Origin of the sequence: Eubacterium ventriosum, assembly GCF_025150745.1 — a bacterium.
Lineage (GTDB): Bacteria > Bacillota > Clostridia > Lachnospirales > Lachnospiraceae > Eubacterium_G > Eubacterium_G ventriosum.
The window spans coordinates 507501-526884 of record NZ_CP102282.1 but is presented as its reverse complement, the minus strand read 5'-3'; the positions used below and the strand labels follow the sequence as shown (position 1 = coordinate 526884).

Genomic DNA, 19384 nt, shown 5'->3' with positions numbered 1-19384 from the left:
AATTTTTAAAAAATTGTTGTTTATTAACATTATTTTCAGTATTTTTGTTAATAAAGATATTTTTGTACTTTTATATTTTAATACTTTTACTTGTATTTTTTTATCTTAATTATTTTTTTCAATTACTTCCTGTGCCAAATTTTTGTATGCAATTGCACCTGCTGACTTTCCATCATACATATGAATTGGTATTCCATAGCTTGGTGCCTCTGCTAATCTAACATTTCTTGGAATTAATGTCTTATAAATATGTAAATGGATATTTTCTTTAACATTTTCAACAACTTCTGTTGATAAGTTTGTTCTTGAATCATACATTGTGAATACAATACCATCTATTTCAAGATTTTTATTTAATCTATCCTGAATTAAGTTAATTGTATGAATTAACTGTGATAATCCTTCCAATGCATAATATTCACACTGAATTGGTACAATTACGGAATCTGCAGCTACCATGGCATTAACTGTTAACACATTTAGTGATGGTGGACAGTCTATAATAATGTATTCATATAAATCTTTAATTGTATCTAATATATTTTTCAAAATATATTCTCTATTTTCAACGCCAATCAGGTCAATCTCAGCACCGGAAAGGTTAACATTTGATGGTATTACATTTAAATTATCAACTGCACTGTCTGTTAAACACTCTGAAAATGTACATTCTCCAATAAAAAGCTCATAAACAGTGTTTTCAAGCGTCTGTTTCATAATTCCAACACCACTTGTTGCATTTCCCTGTGGATCTATATCTACTAATAATACTTTTTTACCTGCATCTGCTAAACATGAAGATAAATTAATTGCTGTTGTTGTTTTTCCTACGCCACCTTTTTGGTTGGCTATTGCTATTATTTTTCCCATTTTTTAAACCAAATCTAAAATAAATTAGACTACAAACAAAAAAGTGAAAGTACTGTTTGCTTTAATCCTTTCTTGCTTATTCTTTCACTTTTGAATAGAATTTCCCCGTTTTTATATTTTACCACAATAATAGCTAGATTTCTATATGATATAGTCTAATGTTTCACGTGAAACATTACTTTTTATTTTTCGTATGTATTTACACATTTTGCAGTTTATTATATTTCATCTTTGTATACATTATTATTTATAATAGATTTTCAGTGCATATTTGAATGTTTCACGTGAAACATTACTTATAATTAACTTTTATCTTATAATACATTAGAAAAACTCGTCATTTTTTATTATATATTGCAAATATTTCAAATAATTTTACAATATATTATGATGTTTCACGTGAAACATCATAATATCAGAACAAATTCGATTAATTGTATGTTTAAACTATTATTTCAACTTTTTTCATAAATGTATATAAACAATACTTTTTTTATTTTTTAATATTAGACTTTTCTCTTATTCATCCATCTTATTCACATATTTAGGTATCAAAAAAGGATGTTTCACGTGAAACATCCTTTTTTGATTACTTTTTAAGCTTTTTGTATTCTTCCAAAGCTTTGTTTATCTTATTAAGTTCTTTTTTTAGTTCTTTTACATTATCTTTCAATAATGTATTTTGTTCTTTTATTGAATTTGACTGTTCTTTTAGACTAGAAGCTTCTTTTTGTTTATAAAATTCTTCTTTTCTAACTTTTACAGAGAAAATATTGGCTGCTTCATCGTCTATATATTCAAGTTCTTTAATTTTTTTGGTGTTTTCTTCCACAACATTGCTATTATGTTCTATTTTTAAATTTATTTTTTCTATTTGCTTTGAAACAATATCTTTTCTTTCAATTAAATACTTTTCAATCATTTTTTTCTCCATTTGTTGTCTACTTATAATGGTTCTTTAGAAGGTGTTCCTGCCTTTCTTGGATATTTTTTTCCCGTATTATTTGTTTTATTAACTACTACAAAAGTTCTATCCATATCTGAGCAAGGCAAATGTACTGTTTTTTCTTCTACAACTGCTCCGCCAAGTATTTTTATTGCACTTTTAGCATTTTGTATTTCTTCTGAGCTTATAGAAGACTTATAGCTTATAAATTTTCCATTCTTTGCTATAAAAGGAATACAATATTCACTTAACGTTGAAAGATTTGCAACTGCTCTTGATACACACAGGTCATATTGTTCACGAAATTCTTCTTTTCTTGCTATGTCCTCAGCTCTTCCATGAACAGTTTCAATACTTTCAAGCCCTAATTCATCAATAACATTATTTAAAAACTTTAATCTTTTATTTAATGAGTCTAATAATGTTATTTGTAAGTGTGGAAACATTATTTTTATTGGAATACCTGGAAAACCTGCCCCTGTTCCAACATCTATCATCTTTTTTGACTGATTTATATCAAAGATATTAACAACTAACAAACTATCTATAAAATGTTTGATAATAACTTCATCATATTCTGTTATTGATGTTAAATTCATAACTTTATTTGTTTCAATTAACATTTCATAATATTTATCAAACTTTTCAATCTGTTCTTCAGTTATAGTCAGTCCTAATTCACTTAATCCTTTAACTAATAAATTTTCTTTATCCATAAAGCTCCTATTATTGGTTTACATAATTTAAGTAAATATTCAATGACAATTATTTACTCAAATTATATACTCAAATTATTGTTATCTTTATTTACTATCTATTACTTATTTATTATCTATTATTTAATATATGTTATTTTTTGTTACATATTGTTTTAATTATTTTTATGTTGTTCCATATAAATAAGCAATACTGATATATCTGCCGGTGAAACCCCTGATATTCTGGAAGCCTGACCTATATTAATAGGTCTATAAAATTCAAGCTTCTGTACAGCTTCTTTTCTTAAGCTATTTACCTTTGTATAATCAAAACCTTCAGGTATTTTTTTGTTTTCTATCTTTTTAAAGTTTTCAACCTGCTTCTTCTGTCTTGAAATATAACCACTATATTTAATATTTATGTTAACCTGTTCGATAACATCATAATTAAGTGGCTGTCTTTCCTTATCAAGTGGTTTAATCTTGTCATAATCCAGTTCAGGACGTCTAATCAACTCAGCCAGTGTTGTTGCAGTCTTTAATGTAGTACTTCCAAGGCTTTCTAACACTGATTGAACCTCTTTATTTGCTCCAACTTTATAATTTTCAAGACGTTCTATCTCTTTTTCAATCATTTTTTCTTTTTCGCACACATAATTATAGCGCTCCTGAGGCACTAATCCTACCTCGTAACCTATTTTTGTTAGTCTAAGGTCAGCGTTATCTTGTCTGAGAAGCAATCTATATTCGGCTCTTGATGTCATCATTCTATATGGTTCATGACTTTCCTTAGTTACAAGATCATCAATAAGCACTCCAATGTATGCCTGTGAACGGTCTAAAACAATTGATTCCTTATTTTGAACATATCTTGCTGCATTTATTCCAGCAATAATTCCCTGAGCTGCAGCTTCTTCATAACCTGAACTTCCGTTAAACTGTCCTGCACTGAACAATCCTTTAATCTTTTTAAACTCCAAGTTAGGCAAAAGCTGTCCGTATTCAATACAATCATATTCAATTGCATAAGCATTACGTACTATTTTTACATTTTCAAGTCCGGGAACTGTTTTATACATTGCATACTGAACATCTTCAGGTAATGATGATGACATTCCACCAAGATACATTTCATTTGTAAACAAACCTTCCGGCTCTATAAATACCTGATGACGGTTCTTATCTGCAAACTTAACCACCTTATCTTCAATAGAAGGACAATATCTTGGTCCTGTTCCTTCAATCATTCCTGAAAATAATGGTGATCTGTTAATATTTTCTCTGATTATTTCATGTGTTTTCTCATTAGTATAAGTTAACCAACATGAAATCTGGTCTTTCTGCACACTTTCAGGATCAGTTGAAAAAGAAAAAGGTACTACTCTTTCGTCACCAAACTGTTCTTCCATCTTAGAAAAATCAATTGATTTTTTATCTACTCTTGCAGGTGTCCCTGTTTTAAATCTTCTAACCTTTATTCCGTTTTCTATTAAAGATGCTGTTAAATTATTAGCAGCCATAAGTCCGTTAGGGCCTGTATACTGGCAAACATCTCCGTAAATACATTTAGCTTTTAGATAAACTCCTGTGGCAAGGACAACAGATTTTGCATAATATGTTGCACCTGAAACAGTTTCAACACCTTTTATAACGCCATCTTCAACCAAAAGTTTTGCAACTTCCGCTTGTCTTATTGTAAGATTTTCAGTGTTTTCTAATGTTTTACGCATTTCACGTGTATAATCCTGCTTGTCAGCCTGAGCACGCAAAGAATGAACTGCCGGACCTTTAGATTTGTTGAGCATTTTTGACTGAATAAATGTTTTATCAATATTTTTTCCCATTTCTCCGCCTAAAGCATCTAATTCTCTTACTAAATGTCCCTTTGATGTACCACCAATGTTAGGATTACATGGCATTAACGCAATGCTATCCACACTTACAGTAAAAACTATTGTATTTAATCCTAAACGTGCTGAAGCAAGTGCTGCTTCACAACCTGCATGTCCTGCTCCAACTATTACTACATCGTAATTTTCAACTAAATTAGCCATCTCTGCCTCCTAAAAGCCACTAAGTAAATTATTTACCCATACAGAATTTTGAAAAAATCTCATTAACAAGATCATCTTCAACACTTTCACCAATTATTAAACCTAAATCTGTATAAGCATCCATTAAATCTATCGAATAAAAGTCCTCAGGCATTCCTGCATCAACAGAATTTTTAACCTGTTTTAAACTTTCCAATGCATTTTCCAACGCTTCTTTATGTCTTGCGTTTGTTATATAAACCTGATCGTTATATGTTACCTTACCTGAATAGAACATATTTCTTATTTCTTCTTCAAGCTGGTCCATTCCTTCTCCATTTTTTACAGAAAAAAGAATTACATCTCTGTTAGAATCTTTCTTTAAATCATCAATATTTATAACAGTATCCATGTCAGACTTATTAACAAGAATTATTGCCTGCTTGTCATTTATTAACTTTATTATCTCTCTATCATTATCATCAAGCTCTCTTGAACCGTCAACAACGTATATAATAAGATCTCCTTCTTTAGCTATCTCTTTAGCCTTATTAACACCAATCCGCTCAACCAAATCTTCTGTATCTCTGATTCCTGCAGTATCTATAATCTTAAGACTTAAACCATTAAAGTTAATATTTTCCTCTAATGTATCTCTTGTTGTCCCCTCAATATCCGTAACAATTGCTCTGTCTTCTCCTAACATTAAGTTAAGAAGTGAAGATTTTCCTGCATTTGGCTTACCTAAAATTACAGTTTTTATGCCCTCTTTCATAATTCTACCGTTATCAAAAGAGTTTACAAGCTTGCTTATCTTATTAATATTCTCATTAAGCATTTCTGTGATTTCTTCGTCATAACCGTCTAAACTTATATGTTCAGGATCATCTAATGCTGACTCAATAAATGCAATATGATAAATTATATCTTTCCTAATATCCTTGATTGCATCCGAAACTCCACCTTTAAGCTGTTCAATTGAGCTGTTAAGTGCAAAATCATTCTTTGAATTAATCAAATCCATTACCGCCTCAGCCTGAGACAAATCTATTCTTCCATTTAAGAAAGCTCTCTTTGTAAATTCTCCCGGCTCTGCAGTTCTTGCACCGTTTTTCAAAACTAAATCCAATACTTTTTTAAGTATTAGCATACCTCCATGACAATCAATTTCAACTGTATCTTCTCCTGTATAAGAATGTGGATTTTTCATTACAATAACAAGAACCTGGTCTAATGTTTTATCACCATCCATTATATGTCCATAATGAACAGTATGACTTTCAACATTTGCTAATTTTTTATTTTTGTTAGCTGGTCTGAAAATCTTATCTACCACTTCTATCGCTTCATCGCCACTTACTCTTATTATTCCTATTCCTGAATTACCTGCCGCTGATGAAATAGCAGCTATTGTATCCGTAATTTTCATATAACTCCAATCTGTTTATTCTTCAAATAAACATAAAAATCCACCTTAATATATCTAAACTAGTATAGCACACAACATCTTTTTTATAAAGAAAAAAATCTTATTTGCACGGATTGTTACGTGTTTACACAATCCTGCCAAAAAATAAGACTCAGGGCATTTTTTCCCTGAGTCTTTAATAAGATACTTTAATTATCTGGCATCTTTCTTTAACATAACTACAACATGTCTGTATGGTTCATCACCTTCACTCTTTGTTGTACAGAACTTATCGTTCTGAAGAGCTGAATGAATAATTCTTCTTTCATAAGGATTCATTGGCTCAAGAGCTACCGGTTTTTTAATTCTCTTAACCTTTAAAGAGATATTACGTGCAAGATTTTCAAGTGTAGCTTTTCTACGTTCTCTGTAGTTTTCTGTGTCAAGTTTAACTCTATTAAACTTTTCACATTCTTTGTTGATTACAAGACTTACAAGATACTGTAATGAATCAAGAGTCTGTCCTCTCTTTCCAATAAGTATTCCCATGTCTTCTCCAATAATATTAATGTTGACAATGTTTTCTTTTTCATTTTCAACAATTTTAATATCAATCTTAACTGTAAGTTCCATTGCTGTGAATACTTTGTTTAAAAATTCTCTTGCAATATCTTCTACAGACTGATTTTTCTTAGCCTTAATAATTGCAGGTTTGCTACCGATTCCTAAGAATCCATTTGAACCTTTTTCAATTACTTCATATTCTAATTTTGCAGCCTCAATACCAAGGTCGATACATGCATTAGTTATGGCTTCATCAACATTTTTACCTTTATATTCTTTGAATTCCATAATTTTGCCTCAATCTTTATTATTTTTCATTACGTTTGTTAAATTCACTAACCATATTAACCTTTGATGCAAGTGAACCTTCTTTCTTGCTCATTGCTTCTTTAGCTTTTCTGATTTTTTCTTCTTTTTCAGCAGCACTCATACCTGAGTTTGAAGATATATTCTTAGCATTAACTTTTGATGCCTCAAGAACTTTTTCTCTATAAATACCTTCTTTTTCTTTTCTCTTAGCTGCCTTTGCTGCAGCCTTATCTTTGTTCTTTTCGATGATTTCATCTATGTCTTCATTCTTAAGAACAAGATTAATAAATATCTGCTGTAAAATCATAACCAGCGAACCTGCCATCCAGTACAAACCGATACCTGCTGATAAAATCCAACACATATATACTGACATAAGTGGCATCATAATGTTCATTGCTTTCATTGAACCTGCCATAGGATTGTCAGCCATGTTTGCTGAACTAGCTGCTGAGTTAATTTTTGTTGTTAACTGAACACTTAATAACTGGAATAAACCTGCCAAAATAGGAATAATTAATGCAACTACTATGGTTACCATTCCTGCATTAAACATTGTGCTAGGTGACATACTAAGGTTTAATCCGAAAAAGTTGTTAAACTGTTCGATTTTTGATGCTACTGCCTTATCTGATACATTAAGAATATCCTGTAACTTAATGCCACTCTGTAATTTTATACTGCTGTTTCCACGAGTATAACCTGACATTGCATCAATACAACTGTTTAAATCTGCTGTTGAAAGATTCTTTGCAAGCTTGTTTAAACCGAAAAACTCTTTCATCTGACTTAAATCTAATCCATAAAGAACATTTAAATATAATTCTTTAACAGGCTTAACATATGCAGGTACATTCATAATTACTCTGTACAAAGCAAATAAGATAGGCATCTGAATAATAAGCTGTAAACAACTACCTGTAGGAGATGTACCATACTTATCATATACAGACTTAATTTCTTCCTGCATTGCCAACTGTGACTGCTGATTTTTCTTGTCCTTATACTTCTTCTGAATCTCCTGAATTTCAGGGTTCATTGCAGCATTAAGTTTTGTGAACTTCTGCTGTTTAATAGTCATTGGAAGCATTAACATTCTTACTACAATAGTAAAAAGGATAATACAGAAACCAATGTTGTATATTCCAAGTGCAGCAAAACCATCATAAATAAATTCTAAGATTTTACCTAAAATCCATGCAAATGGTCCTAAAATTCCACCTGTCTGTGTTGCTAATATAAAATTTTCCACTTAGTCCTCCTTAAGGGACGGGATCATAACCACCTTTGTGAAAGTGATTACACCTTAAAATTCTTCTTATTGCAAGATAAGAACCTTTTAAGGGCCCATATTTCTGTAAAGCTTCCAACGCATATTGTGAACATGTAGGTATATATCTGCAACAGGGCTGTCCCTTTAAAGGTGAAAGAAAGATTCTGTAAAACTTTACCATTCCAATTAAAATAAAATTCAGTGCCTTTCCAAACCCTTTTACAATATTATTAAAAACCTTCATTCCATTCACCACCTTTTCCCAGTGAAAATACTTCTTTACAATGAAAGCTTATCTTTCCAATTAGTTACAATAATAAATAAGTGAGAATAATTATAATTATAAGTGTAAATATAACTAATTCCCATAAATATTTCAGATATAAAAACTACCACCTAGTTTTCATCCAAAATATTATGAAGCTTTGCCAAATGCAATAATGCACTTTCAACTTCTTTGTAAGTTTTGTCCTTAGCAGTGTTACGTGCTATTACGACTATGTCCAAACTACTATTGAACATATTTGAATTTAGTCTGTAGGCTTCTCTTATTAAGCGGGTTAGGTGATGTCTCACTACACTATTTCCTACTTTTTTACTTACTGAAATTCCTAATCTATTAATGCTTAAATTATTTTGAGCAACATACATAACTAAATATCTGTTTGCTTTTGATTTTCCTTTAACGTAAACGTTTTGAAAATCACTGTTCTTCTTTAATGAATCATAATTTTTCTTAATTTCCATTTTGCCAGTTCTCCTATTAAGTAATCTTTTACCTCATAGAATGTTACAAAAAGAAAAAAGGTCACATTTGAATGCGACCTAAGCTGATAATTTCTTTCTTCCTTTTGCTCTTCTGCTAGCTAAAACTTTTCTACCACCTGCAGTGCTCATTCTTTTTCTAAATCCATGAACTTTTGATCTCTGTCTTTTCTTTGGCTGAAATGTCATCTTCATAATAAGGCACCTCCTTTTCTGCTTCATAGTAAAACATCGTTATTATTATAAATGTAAGAATATGCGTAGTCAAGCATTAATTAAACCATATTTTAAATATATTTTCAACTTTTTTGAAAAAATAATAATTTTATCCCTCTTTTTTGATTTACATAAAATTTTTGCTGATTTACATAAAGTTATCAACCAAATGTTAATAACTTGTTAATAACTTTTATTTTTTAATGTCCTTTTTTAACACTTTTTAACTTTTTTAACTTTTTTTTGTTAATAACATTTGATACTTTTTGTTGATAAATGTCGAATTTATGTAAATCAAATCTCCTAATTTTTTAATTTTATGTAAACAAGTATTTTTTTGTTTTTTTATTATTTTTTATTTTTTTTATTTTTTATTCATAAACTTTTATGTTATGTCTTTCTTCCTATTAAAAAGTATATTACTAAATATATTGAAAATCCGCCTTATTTGATGTATTATATTATTTGAATGGGCTTTTATACCTTTTAGAATATTTAGGAGGGAATTATGTTAGACGATTTAAAAGAAAAATGGCCTGAAATTCTCGATTTTTTCAAACAGGAATATGATATTGCTGATGTTTCGTTCAAAACTTGGATTTTGCCCTTAGAAGTGGAATCCTTTGAGAATAACATGATTACTTTGGTTTTCCCGGGTGAAAGTGGAAAGACCGGTCTTCAGTATATTAACAAAAAATATCTTGCATTACTTAAGATTTCTATTGAAGAAACTTTGAATCAGGAACTTGAACTTCAGATTATACTTCCAAACGAGACAGTGTCTAAGATTGAAGATGAGTCATCTAAGATTTCATCTGTTAGTCAGGAAGATATTTCTTTAGAAAATAGAATATTAGATGCAAATCTTAATAAAAAATATACTTTTGATTCCTTTGTAGTAGGATCAAACAATAATATTGCTCAGGTTACGTCTTTAGCTGTAGCTGAGTCTCCCGGCGATGTTTATAACCCATTGTTTATTTACGGTGGTGTTGGACTTGGAAAGACTCATCTTATTCAGTCCATTGGTAACTTTGTATTAAAAAACAACCCTTCAGCTAAGGTTTTGTATACTACTAGTGAGTCATTTACCAACGAAGTTATTGATTTACTTAGAAAAAAGAAAACTAATCAGGAAGAGATTATTGAATTTCGTAAGAAATACCGAAGTGTTGATGTTTTACTTATAGACGATATTCAGTTTATTTCCGGTAGAGACAGAACACAAGAAGAAATTTTCAATATTTTCAATGATTTATTTATGAAACATAAGCAGATTGTTTTAACTTCCGATAAGAAGCCTAAAGATATGGAAGGTATTGCCGAAAGACTTATTAGCCGTTTTGAGCAGGGACTTACTGTTGATATTCAGAACCCTGACTATGAAACACGTATGGCTATCTTAAAGAAGAAGGCTGAAACTTCAGGCTATAACATAGATGAAGGTGTATTGCAGTATATTGCTAACCACTTTGTTTCTAACGTCAGGGAACTTGAAGGTTCTCTTACACGTGTTATTACATTTTCAAAGATTAGTCACTCTCCAATTACAGTTGATTTTGCATCAGGTGTACTTCAGGAGCTTGTGGCACCTAATCAGGAGAATGCCATTACATGTGAATACATTATTAATATAGTAGCAGATCATTTCCAGATATCTCCTACTGATATATGTTCAAAAAAGAAGAGTCGTGAGTTTGCATATCCACGTCAGATTTGTATGTACTTATGTAGAGTATTTACAGATGAAAAATTAGAAACTATTGGTGCTGCCTTGAAGAAAACTAATCACGCAACTGTTAGCTATGGCTATGACAAAATCAAATCAGAAATCGAAACAGACTCTAAGACAAGAGATCTTATAGATGTTCTTAAAAAGAAGATTAATCCTAACTAGTTATTAACATTTTTAATAGAGTTATTAACATTTGGTTGATAATTCAGTTAATAACTTACAGTTTTTGTGTTAATAACTTGTTGATAGCCTTTGTTTTTGTTAACAATTTGTCATAATTTGATGTTAATTGTTGAAAACTCAAAAGTTAGTAACTGACATTTTTGGGTTAATTATTTGTAAGTTATTAACAAGTTATTATTTTTCAAACTTCCTTTATTAACAAGGAATTCGACTACTTATTAACATATTAACGTTGCTTATTATTATTATTATCTAATATATATATATATTTATTTATGCGTACTTACGTACCGTTATTTTTACGATAAAGGAGATTTATAATGAAACTAGTTTGTAAAAAATCAGATTTGATTACAGGTATTAATATTGTAATGAAAGCTGTATCATCAAAAACTACAATGTCAATTCTTGAATGCATTCTTATTGATGCAACTGAAGGAGAAATTAAATTTACTGCTAACGATATGGAATTGGGAATAGAAACTAAAGTTGAAGGTGAAATTATTGAAGCTGGTAGTATTGCCATTGATGCTAAGATTTTTTCAGAAATTGTTCGTAAACTTCCTGATAATGATGTTGTTATTGAAGTTAACGATGAAACAAAGGCTAATATTACCTGTGAAAATTCAAAATTTAATATTCTTGTAAAATCAGCAGATGATTTTTCTTATTTACCTGAAATTGAAAAGAAAGATAAGATTACTCTTTCACAGTTTGCTTTAAAGGAATTAATAAGACAGACTATTTTCACTGTTAATGATGCAGATAAGAATAAGATTTTAACAGGTGAATTGTTTGAAGTTATGGGTAACAGGCTTAAAGTTGTTGCTCTTGATAAGTTTAGAATTGCCATTAGAAACATGGAATTAAAAGAGGACTATGGTAACTTTAAAGTTTTAGTTCCCGGTAAGTCATTAAATGAAATTAGCAAAATCTTAAATGGTGGTGTTGATGATGAGGTAAATATTTATTTCACATCTAACCATATCTTATTTGAATTTGATGAAACAAAAGTTGTTTCAAGATTAATTGAATGCAGTAATTATTTTGATACTGATAAGATGATTAGTAATGATTATAAGACTAAGATTACTATTAACAAAAAAGAAATGGCTAACTGTATTGACAGAGCAACTCTTTTAATAAAAGAAGGAGACAAGAAACCTGTATTCTTAACTATTAAGGATACAGAAATGGAATTGTCAATTAATACATTTATTGGTTCAATGGATGAAAGTATCCCTATTGTAAGAGAAGGTTCTGACATGATGATTAGCTTTAATCCAAAATTCCTTATTGACATTTTAAGAGTTTTAGATAGTGAAGAAGTAAACATTTATTTCACTAATCCTAAGGCACCTTGTTTTATCAGAGATGATGAAAACAGTTACATTTATGTAGTGCTTCCTGTTGTACAGTAAAATAGTTTAGAGAGGAGATAGTACAAATAATATTTTTCGTTTGTATTAATTTGGATAAAAATGGAAATAACTATAAAAGATGATTTTATAAAATTAGGTCAGGCATTAAAACTTGCCGGTCTTGTTGACTCAGGTGTGGATGCTAAGTTTGTTATCCAGGATGGTCAGGTTAAAGTCAACGGAGAAGTTGACACAAGACGTGGAAAAAAACTTTATGCTGGAGATACATTTGAGTTTGAAGGAACAGTGGTAACTGTAAAATAATGATTGTAACAAAGATAGAACTTAGCAATTTTAGAAATTACGATTCTCTTAGTTTGGAATTAGATGATAAAACTAATATTTTATATGGCAAAAACGCTCAGGGAAAGACAAATGTGTTAGAGGCTATTTATCTTTGCAGCACAACTAAATCACATAGAAGTAGCAAAGATGCAGAACTTATAAAGTTTGAAAATAATGAAGGTCACATAAAACTTTTTATTAACAAAAAAGGCAGAGAGTATAGAATAGACATTCATTTGAGAAAAAATAAGTCAAAAGGAATAGCGATAAATGGAATACCAATTAAGAAAGCCAGTGAGCTTTTTGGAATATTTAATGTAATATTTTTTTCCCCGGAGGATTTGGATATTATAAAAAACGGACCAGCTGAAAGAAGAAGGTTTGTGGATATGGAGTTATGTCAACTAGATAAAATATATGTTTATAATTTAATTAACTACAATAAGGTTTTGGGACAAAGAAATCAGTTATTAAAAGACATATATATGAAACCGGAACTTGAAGATACTCTGGATGTATGGGATATGCAGCTTGCAGAGTATGGAAGTAAGGTTATTAAGAGAAGAGAACAGTTTATAAAAGATATTAACAAGATTATAAAGCCAATTCACAGAAAACTTACAGAGAACAGCGAAGAAATAGAAGTTGTTTACAAAAAGAGTTGCAATGAAGATGAGCTTTATAACAAAATTATAGAAAACAGAAAGAAAGACATTAAGCTGAAAAGTACGTCAGCAGGTCCACATAGAGATGATATTTTATTTTTTAACAAAGATATTAATATTAGAACCTATGGAAGTCAGGGACAGAAAAGAACTGTTGCTCTGTCGCTTAAGTTGGCGGAAATAGAGTTGGTCAAGTCTTTGATTAATGACACACCAGTGTTATTATTAGATGATGTTTTGTCAGAACTTGATTCGGACAGACAGAATCACTTACTAAAAAGTTTAGATGAAATTCAAACTGTAATAACATGTACAGGTTTAGATGAATTTATTGAAAATCGATTTAGTATAAATAAAGTTTTCCAGGTAACAAAAGGCAAAATTGAAGAAAGAACTGTTTAAAAAGCAATAAAAAATATAATCCGTTATTGCAAATACTGAAAGGAGTTACGAATGGGTAACAATACTAACGTTGAAAATGAATATGGAGCAGATCAGATACAGGTATTGGAAGGGCTTGAAGCTGTAAGAAAAAGACCGGGTATGTATATAGGTTCAACTTCATCAAGAGGTCTTCATCATTTAGTATATGAAATTGTTGACAATGCGGTAGACGAGGCATTGGCAGGATATTGTGATACTATTGATGTTCAGATTAATGAAGATAATTCTATTACAGTAAGAGATGATGGTCGAGGAATACCTACAGACATTAATACAAAGACAGGAAAACCTGCAGTTGAAGTAGTATTTACAGTACTTCATGCCGGAGGAAAATTCGGCGGTGGAGGATATAAAGTATCAGGTGGACTTCACGGAGTAGGTGCTTCAGTTGTTAATGCATTATCTAAATGGTTAGAAGTTAAGGTTTGTCGTGGTGGAAAAGTTCACTATCAGAAGTATGAGTATGGTAAGGTTGTAGAACCGCTAACTGTTATCGGTGATTGTAATCCTGATTTTACAGGAACAGAAGTAAAATTCTTACCTGACGACACTATATTTGAAGATACAGTTTATGATTATAAAACACTTGAAATCAGATTAAGAGAGACAGCTTTCCTTACAAAAAATCTTAAAATCGTATTGAGAGATGTTAGAGAAGAAAAGCCAATAGAGAAAACATTCCACTATGAAGGTGGCATAAAGGAATTTGTAAATTACTTAAATAAAGGAAAACAGGAATTATATGATGATGTAATTTATTGTGAAGGCACAGTTAATAATGTTTATGTTGAAGTTGCAATGCAGCATAATGATGCATATACAGAAAACACTTTAAGCTTTGTAAATAACATTAACACACCTGAGGGTGGTACACAGGTTGAAGGTTTCAAGAGAGCAATTACAAAAACATTTAATAACTATGCAAAACAGAACAAGATTTTAAAAGAAAACGAAGAAAATCTTTCAGGTGATGACTTTAGAGAAGGTCTTACAGCCATCATTAGTGTAAAGATTGAAGATCCTCAGTTTGAAGGTCAGACAAAACAGAAACTTGGAAACAGTGAAGCAAGAGCTGCAGTTGAAGGTGTAATGAGTGAACAGTTAACTTATTATCTTGAACAGAATCCGGCAATTGCAAAAATTATTTGTGAAAAAGCTGTTTTGGCTAAAAGAGCAAGAGATGCTGCAAGAAAAGCCAGAGAAGCAACAAGAAAGACTGCATTATCAGTGGCAGCCCTTCCGGGAAAACTTGCAGACTGTTCAGATAAGAACCCTGAAAACTGTGAAATATTTATAGTCGAAGGTGATTCAGCCGGTGGTTCAGCTAAGAAGGCAAGAACAAGAGCAACACAGGCAATACTTCCACTTAGAGGTAAGATTCTTAACGTAGAAAAAGCACGTATTGATAAGATTATGGACAATGCGGAAATCAGAACAATGATTACAGCTTTTGGTACAGGGATTCAGGAAGACTTTGACATAACAAAACTTAGATATAACAAGATTATTATTATGACTGATGCCGATGTTGACGGCGCTCATATTGATACACTTATGCTTACATTCTTCTATAGATTTATGCCTGAGTTAATTAAGGATGGCCATGTATACCTTGCAATGCCACCACTTTATCAGGTAACAAGAAATAAGAAGAACTATTATGCATACAGTGATGATGAGTTAAATCAGATACTTACTGAAATTGGACGTGATAATCAGAACAAGATTCAGCGTTACAAAGGTTTAGGTGAAATGGATGCAAGTCAGTTATGGGAAACAACAATGGATCCTAATACAAGAATTTTAAAACAGGTAAAAATTGACGAAGATAAATTATCAGAAATGGATCAGACATTTACAATACTTATGGGGGATGATGTAGAGCCAAGAAGAGAATTTATTGAAGCAAATGCAAAATTTGTTAAAAACTTAGATATATAGGAGGAAAATATAAGTGGACGATAAGATATTTGACAAGATTCATGAAGTAGACTTAAAAGAAACCATGGAAACCTCTTATATAGATTATGCCATGAGCGTAATTGCATCAAGAGCATTACCTGATGTAAGAGATGGTTTAAAGCCGGTTCAGCGTAGAGTACTTTACTCAATGGTTGAACTTAATAACGGACCCGACAAGCCACACAGAAAATGTGCCCGTATCGTTGGTGATACAATGGGTAAATTCCATCCACATGGTGATAGTTCTATTTACGGAGCATTGGTTAACATGGCTCAGGAATGGAATACAAGATATCCTTTAGTTGATGGCCATGGTAACTTTGGTTCAGAAGATGGTGATGGTGCTGCCGCAATGCGTTACACTGAAGCACGTCTTAGCAAAATATCAATGGAAATGGTTGCAGATATTAACAAGGACACTGTTGAATTTACACCAAACTTTGATGAAACAGAAAAAGAACCATCAGTACTTCCATCAAGATATCCTAACCTTTTGGTTAATGGAACAAGTGGTATTGCCGTAGGTATGGCAACAAATATACCACCACATAACTTAACAGAAACAATAAATGCAATTGTAAAAATAATTGACAATAAAGTAGAGGAAAACAGAGACACAACCATAGAAGAAATTATGGAAATTATTAAGGGACCTGATTTCCCTACAGGTGCTACAATCTTAGGTAGAAAAGATATTGAGCAGGCTTACAGAACAGGACGTGGAAAAATTAAAACACGTGCAGTTTCTGAAATTGAAACAATGGACAATGGAAAGAGCAGAATTATTGTAACTGAACTTCCATACATGGTTAACAAAGCCAAGTTAGTAGAAAAGATTGCAAGTCTTGTAAAAGAAAAGAAAGTTGATGGAATAACAGACTTAAGAGATGAGTCAGATCAGGAAGGAACACGTGTTGTAATTGAAGTAAGACGTGATGCCAATGCTAATGTTATTTTAAATCAGCTTTATAAACATACACAGTTACAGGATTCTTTTGGTGTAATTATGTTAGCATTAGTTGACGGAGAACCAAAAGTATTAAACCTTCTTCAGATGTTAGATGAATATTTGAAACATCAGAAGGATGTTGTAACAAGAAGAACAAAGTTCGAATTAAACAAGGCAGAAGAAAGAGCACACATTATTAAAGGTTTATTAATTGCCCTTGATAACATTGATGAAGTAATAAAAATAATCAGAGGTTCAAGAACAACTGCAGACGCAAAGAAGAACTTAATCGAAAGATTTGGTCTTTCAGATGCACAGTCACAGGCAATTGTTGATATGAGACTTCGTCAGTTAACAGGTTTGGCAAGAGAAGACCTTGAAGCAGAATACGCTGACTTAATGGCAAAGATTGATTACTTAAAATCTATTCTTGCAGATGAAAACAAACTTCTTACAGTAATAAAAGAAGAAATTGAAGTTATTAGAGATAAGTTTGGCGATGAGAGAAGAACAAAGATAGGAATAAATGTTGGAGATTTATCTGATGAAGATTTAATTCCTGAAGAAGATACAGTTGTAGCAATGACTAACTTAGGTTACATAAAGAGAATGACTGTAGACAACTTCAAGTCACAGAACCGTGGCGGTAAGGGAATAAAGGGAATGCAGACTATAGACAAAGACTTTATGAAGGATATGTTTATGGTTTCAACTCATGACTATATTCTTTTCTTAACTAATACAGGAAGAATCTACAAACTGAAATGTTATGAAATACCTGAAGCAGGAAGAACAGCAAGAGGTATGGCAATTGTAAACTTATTGCAGTTGCAGCCTGGCGAAAAGATTTCTGCAATGGTACAGATGAAAGAATTTGAAGAAGACAAGTACCTTATTATGGCAACAAAGAAAGGTACTATTAAGAAAACACCTATAATGGCATATACAAATATTAGAAAGAGTGGTATTCAGGCTATTACTTTACGTGAAGACGATGAGCTAATAGATGTAACTATCTCAGATAACAATGATAATATTATGCTTATTACAAAGAAAGGTCAGGGAATTAAGTTCCGTGAAACAGATGTCCGTGAAACAGGACGTTCAGCAATGGGTGTTAGAGGTATTGAATTAAATCAGGATGATGAAGTAATTTCAATGCAGTTAGAATCACAGGGCGAATGTGTTCTTATTGTATCAGCTAATGGTATGGGTAAACGTACACCATTTACAGACTTTAAGTTACAGAACCGTGGCGGTAAGGGTGTAAAATGCTATAAGATATCCGATAAGACAGGAGAAGTTGTAGGAGCTAAGGCAGTAAATGATGGAAACGAAATTATGATGATTACAAACGAAGGTATTGTAATTAGAATGTTCGTTGACGACATCTCAATTCTTGGAAGAGTAACACTTGGTGTTAAATTAATGAATACAGGTGACAAGGATGATATTGTTGTTGCAAGTATAACAAAAGTTAAGGAAAGTGTTACAGAAGCAGATGCATTAGAAGCAGCAAGATTATCAGAAGAAAATGAAACATTAGCCGAAGGTAGTGAAGAACTATCAGAAGATTCAGATTCTGAAGATAATTAATAATTACTAAAAGGTGACTACATGGTCGCCTTTTACTTTATAAAAATGCCGGAAGGATAAAAGTAAAATGAGAAACATAGATTCAAGTGAGATTACAAAAAACATAAAAGAAATGTGCATAGAAGCAAATCATTTTCTAGCACCGGATATGGAAAGAGTATTTAAAAAAGCAAAGGAAAATGAAGAGTCAAAATTAGGATGCCAGATACTTGAGCAGTTAGATGAAAATTTGAAAATAGCTGCAGAAGATATGATACCAATTTGTCAGGACACAGGAATGACAGTAGTTTTTATTGAAATAGGTCAGGACGTACATATAGAAGGCGAAAACTTAGAAGATGCAATAAACGAAGGTGTTCGTCAGGGATATGTTGACGGCTACCTTAGAAAGTCAGTAGTAAGTGATCCTATAATAAGAGAAAACACAAAAGACAATACTCCGGCAGTAATACATTATAGTATAGTTCCGGGCGAAAATATAAAAATAACAGTAGCTCCAAAAGGATTTGGCAGTGAAAATATGAGTAAGGTATTTATGTTAAAACCTGCAGATGGAATAGAAGGCGTAAAAGATGCAGTATTAACAGCAGTAAAAGAGGCCGGTCCTAACGCATGCCCTCCAATGGTAGTAGGTGTTGGAATAGGTGGAACATTTGAAAAATGTGCAATACTTGCAAAAAAAGCTTTGGCAAGGCCTGCAGACAGCAATTCAGAAATTCCATATGTAAAAGAATTAGAGAAAGAACTTTTAACTAAAATAAATAAATTAGGAATAGGACCGGGAGGCTTAGGCGGAACACAGACAGCATTATCCGTTAATGTAGAAACATATCCTACGCATATAGCAGGCTTACCTGTAGCAATAAACATTTGTTGTCATGTTAACAGACATATAAGCAGAACACTATAAGGAGAACCATAATGAATAGAAACATAACAGCACCATTATCAGATGAAGTAGCAAAAGAATTAAAAAGCGGTGATTATGTATATATAACAGGTACAATATATACTGCAAGAGATGCAGCCCATAAAAGAATGTGGGAAGCATTAGAAAAAGGT

Annotated in this window: 18 protein-coding genes (1 of these 18 running past the window's edge); 8 read left to right on the top strand and 10 right to left on the bottom strand. The window is 31.5% G+C overall.

Annotation, left to right across the window (positions count from 1 at the left end):
* Positions 1-105 precede the first annotated feature (105 nt).
* From NQ558_RS02295 to rpmH, 10 genes are all read right to left on the bottom strand, one after another.
* Complete coding sequence (locus NQ558_RS02295; RefSeq protein WP_005361522.1) at positions 106-870, bottom strand: ParA family protein; 765 nt, start codon at positions 868-870, stop codon at positions 106-108.
* Between the two features lie 589 nt (positions 871-1459).
* Complete coding sequence (locus tag NQ558_RS02290) at positions 1460-1792, bottom strand: hypothetical protein (RefSeq protein WP_040446664.1); 333 nt, start codon at positions 1790-1792, stop codon at positions 1460-1462.
* Between the two features lie 23 nt (positions 1793-1815).
* On the bottom strand, positions 1816-2532 hold the full coding sequence (gene rsmG, locus NQ558_RS02285; protein WP_005361524.1) for a 16S rRNA (guanine(527)-N(7))-methyltransferase RsmG: 717 nt from the start codon (positions 2530-2532) through the stop codon (positions 1816-1818).
* 155 nt (positions 2533-2687) lie between these two features.
* On the bottom strand, positions 2688-4568 hold the full coding sequence (mnmG, locus tag NQ558_RS02280) for a tRNA uridine-5-carboxymethylaminomethyl(34) synthesis enzyme MnmG (protein WP_005361525.1): 1881 nt from the start codon (positions 4566-4568) through the stop codon (positions 2688-2690).
* A gap of 28 nt (positions 4569-4596) precedes the next feature.
* Positions 4597-5976: a tRNA uridine-5-carboxymethylaminomethyl(34) synthesis GTPase MnmE gene (mnmE, locus tag NQ558_RS02275; RefSeq protein ID WP_005361526.1), complete on the bottom strand. Its 1380-nt coding sequence runs from the start codon at positions 5974-5976 to the stop codon at positions 4597-4599.
* Positions 5977-6168: 192 nt separating this feature from the next.
* On the bottom strand, positions 6169-6807 hold the full coding sequence (gene jag, locus NQ558_RS02270; RefSeq protein ID WP_005361527.1) for an RNA-binding cell elongation regulator Jag/EloR: 639 nt from the start codon (positions 6805-6807) through the stop codon (positions 6169-6171).
* A 19-nt stretch (positions 6808-6826) separates the two neighbouring features.
* On the bottom strand, positions 6827-8080 hold the full coding sequence (locus tag NQ558_RS02265) for a YidC/Oxa1 family membrane protein insertase (protein ID WP_050750964.1): 1254 nt from the start codon (positions 8078-8080) through the stop codon (positions 6827-6829).
* 10 nt (positions 8081-8090) lie between these two features.
* Positions 8091-8345 (bottom strand): membrane protein insertion efficiency factor YidD, encoded by a 255-nt coding sequence (yidD, locus tag NQ558_RS02260; protein WP_005361534.1) that lies wholly within the window; start codon positions 8343-8345, stop codon positions 8091-8093.
* 152 nt (positions 8346-8497) lie between these two features.
* Positions 8498-8848 carry a ribonuclease P protein component gene (gene rnpA / locus NQ558_RS02255; protein ID WP_005361535.1) on the bottom strand — a complete coding sequence of 117 codons (351 nt, stop codon included), beginning with the start codon at positions 8846-8848 and terminating at the stop codon, positions 8498-8500.
* Positions 8849-8926: 78 nt separating this feature from the next.
* Complete coding sequence (gene rpmH, locus NQ558_RS02250; RefSeq protein WP_021953614.1) at positions 8927-9061, bottom strand: 50S ribosomal protein L34; 135 nt, start codon at positions 9059-9061, stop codon at positions 8927-8929.
* Positions 9062-9590: 529 nt separating this feature from the next.
* On the opposite strand from rpmH, the gene dnaA reads away from it, so the two are divergent.
* The 8 genes from dnaA to NQ558_RS02210 all read left to right on the top strand — a co-directional run.
* Positions 9591-10979 carry a chromosomal replication initiator protein DnaA gene (dnaA, locus tag NQ558_RS02245; RefSeq protein ID WP_005361538.1) on the top strand — a complete coding sequence of 463 codons (1389 nt, stop codon included), beginning with the start codon at positions 9591-9593 and terminating at the stop codon, positions 10977-10979.
* A gap of 341 nt (positions 10980-11320) precedes the next feature.
* Positions 11321-12421, top strand: coding sequence for a DNA polymerase III subunit beta (gene dnaN / locus NQ558_RS02240; RefSeq protein WP_005361539.1), 1101 nt, complete (start codon positions 11321-11323; stop codon positions 12419-12421).
* 60 nt (positions 12422-12481) lie between these two features.
* The gene (locus tag NQ558_RS02235; RefSeq protein ID WP_005361540.1) at positions 12482-12685 is read left to right on the top strand and encodes an RNA-binding S4 domain-containing protein; all 204 of its coding nucleotides are present in this window, start codon (positions 12482-12484) and stop codon (positions 12683-12685) included.
* Positions 12685-13773: a DNA replication/repair protein RecF gene (gene recF / locus NQ558_RS02230; RefSeq protein WP_005361541.1), complete on the top strand. Its 1089-nt coding sequence runs from the start codon at positions 12685-12687 to the stop codon at positions 13771-13773. Before NQ558_RS02235 ends, recF begins: the two co-directional genes overlap by 1 nt.
* Before the next feature lie 51 nt (positions 13774-13824).
* Positions 13825-15756: a DNA topoisomerase (ATP-hydrolyzing) subunit B gene (gene gyrB, locus NQ558_RS02225; protein WP_005361542.1), complete on the top strand. Its 1932-nt coding sequence runs from the start codon at positions 13825-13827 to the stop codon at positions 15754-15756.
* Positions 15757-15769: 13 nt separating this feature from the next.
* Positions 15770-18322: a DNA gyrase subunit A gene (gene gyrA / locus NQ558_RS02220; protein WP_040446669.1), complete on the top strand. Its 2553-nt coding sequence runs from the start codon at positions 15770-15772 to the stop codon at positions 18320-18322.
* Between the two features lie 67 nt (positions 18323-18389).
* A complete protein-coding gene (locus tag NQ558_RS02215) occupies positions 18390-19232 on the top strand; it encodes a fumarate hydratase (protein ID WP_005361544.1) in 843 nt (280 codons plus the stop codon).
* 11 nt (positions 19233-19243) lie between these two features.
* On the top strand, positions 19244-19384 hold the beginning of the coding sequence (locus tag NQ558_RS02210) for a Fe-S-containing hydro-lyase (protein ID WP_005361545.1). 411 nt of this gene lie beyond the right edge of the window; only the first 141 of its 552 coding nucleotides appear in the window; the start codon lies at positions 19244-19246; its stop codon lies beyond the right edge, outside the window.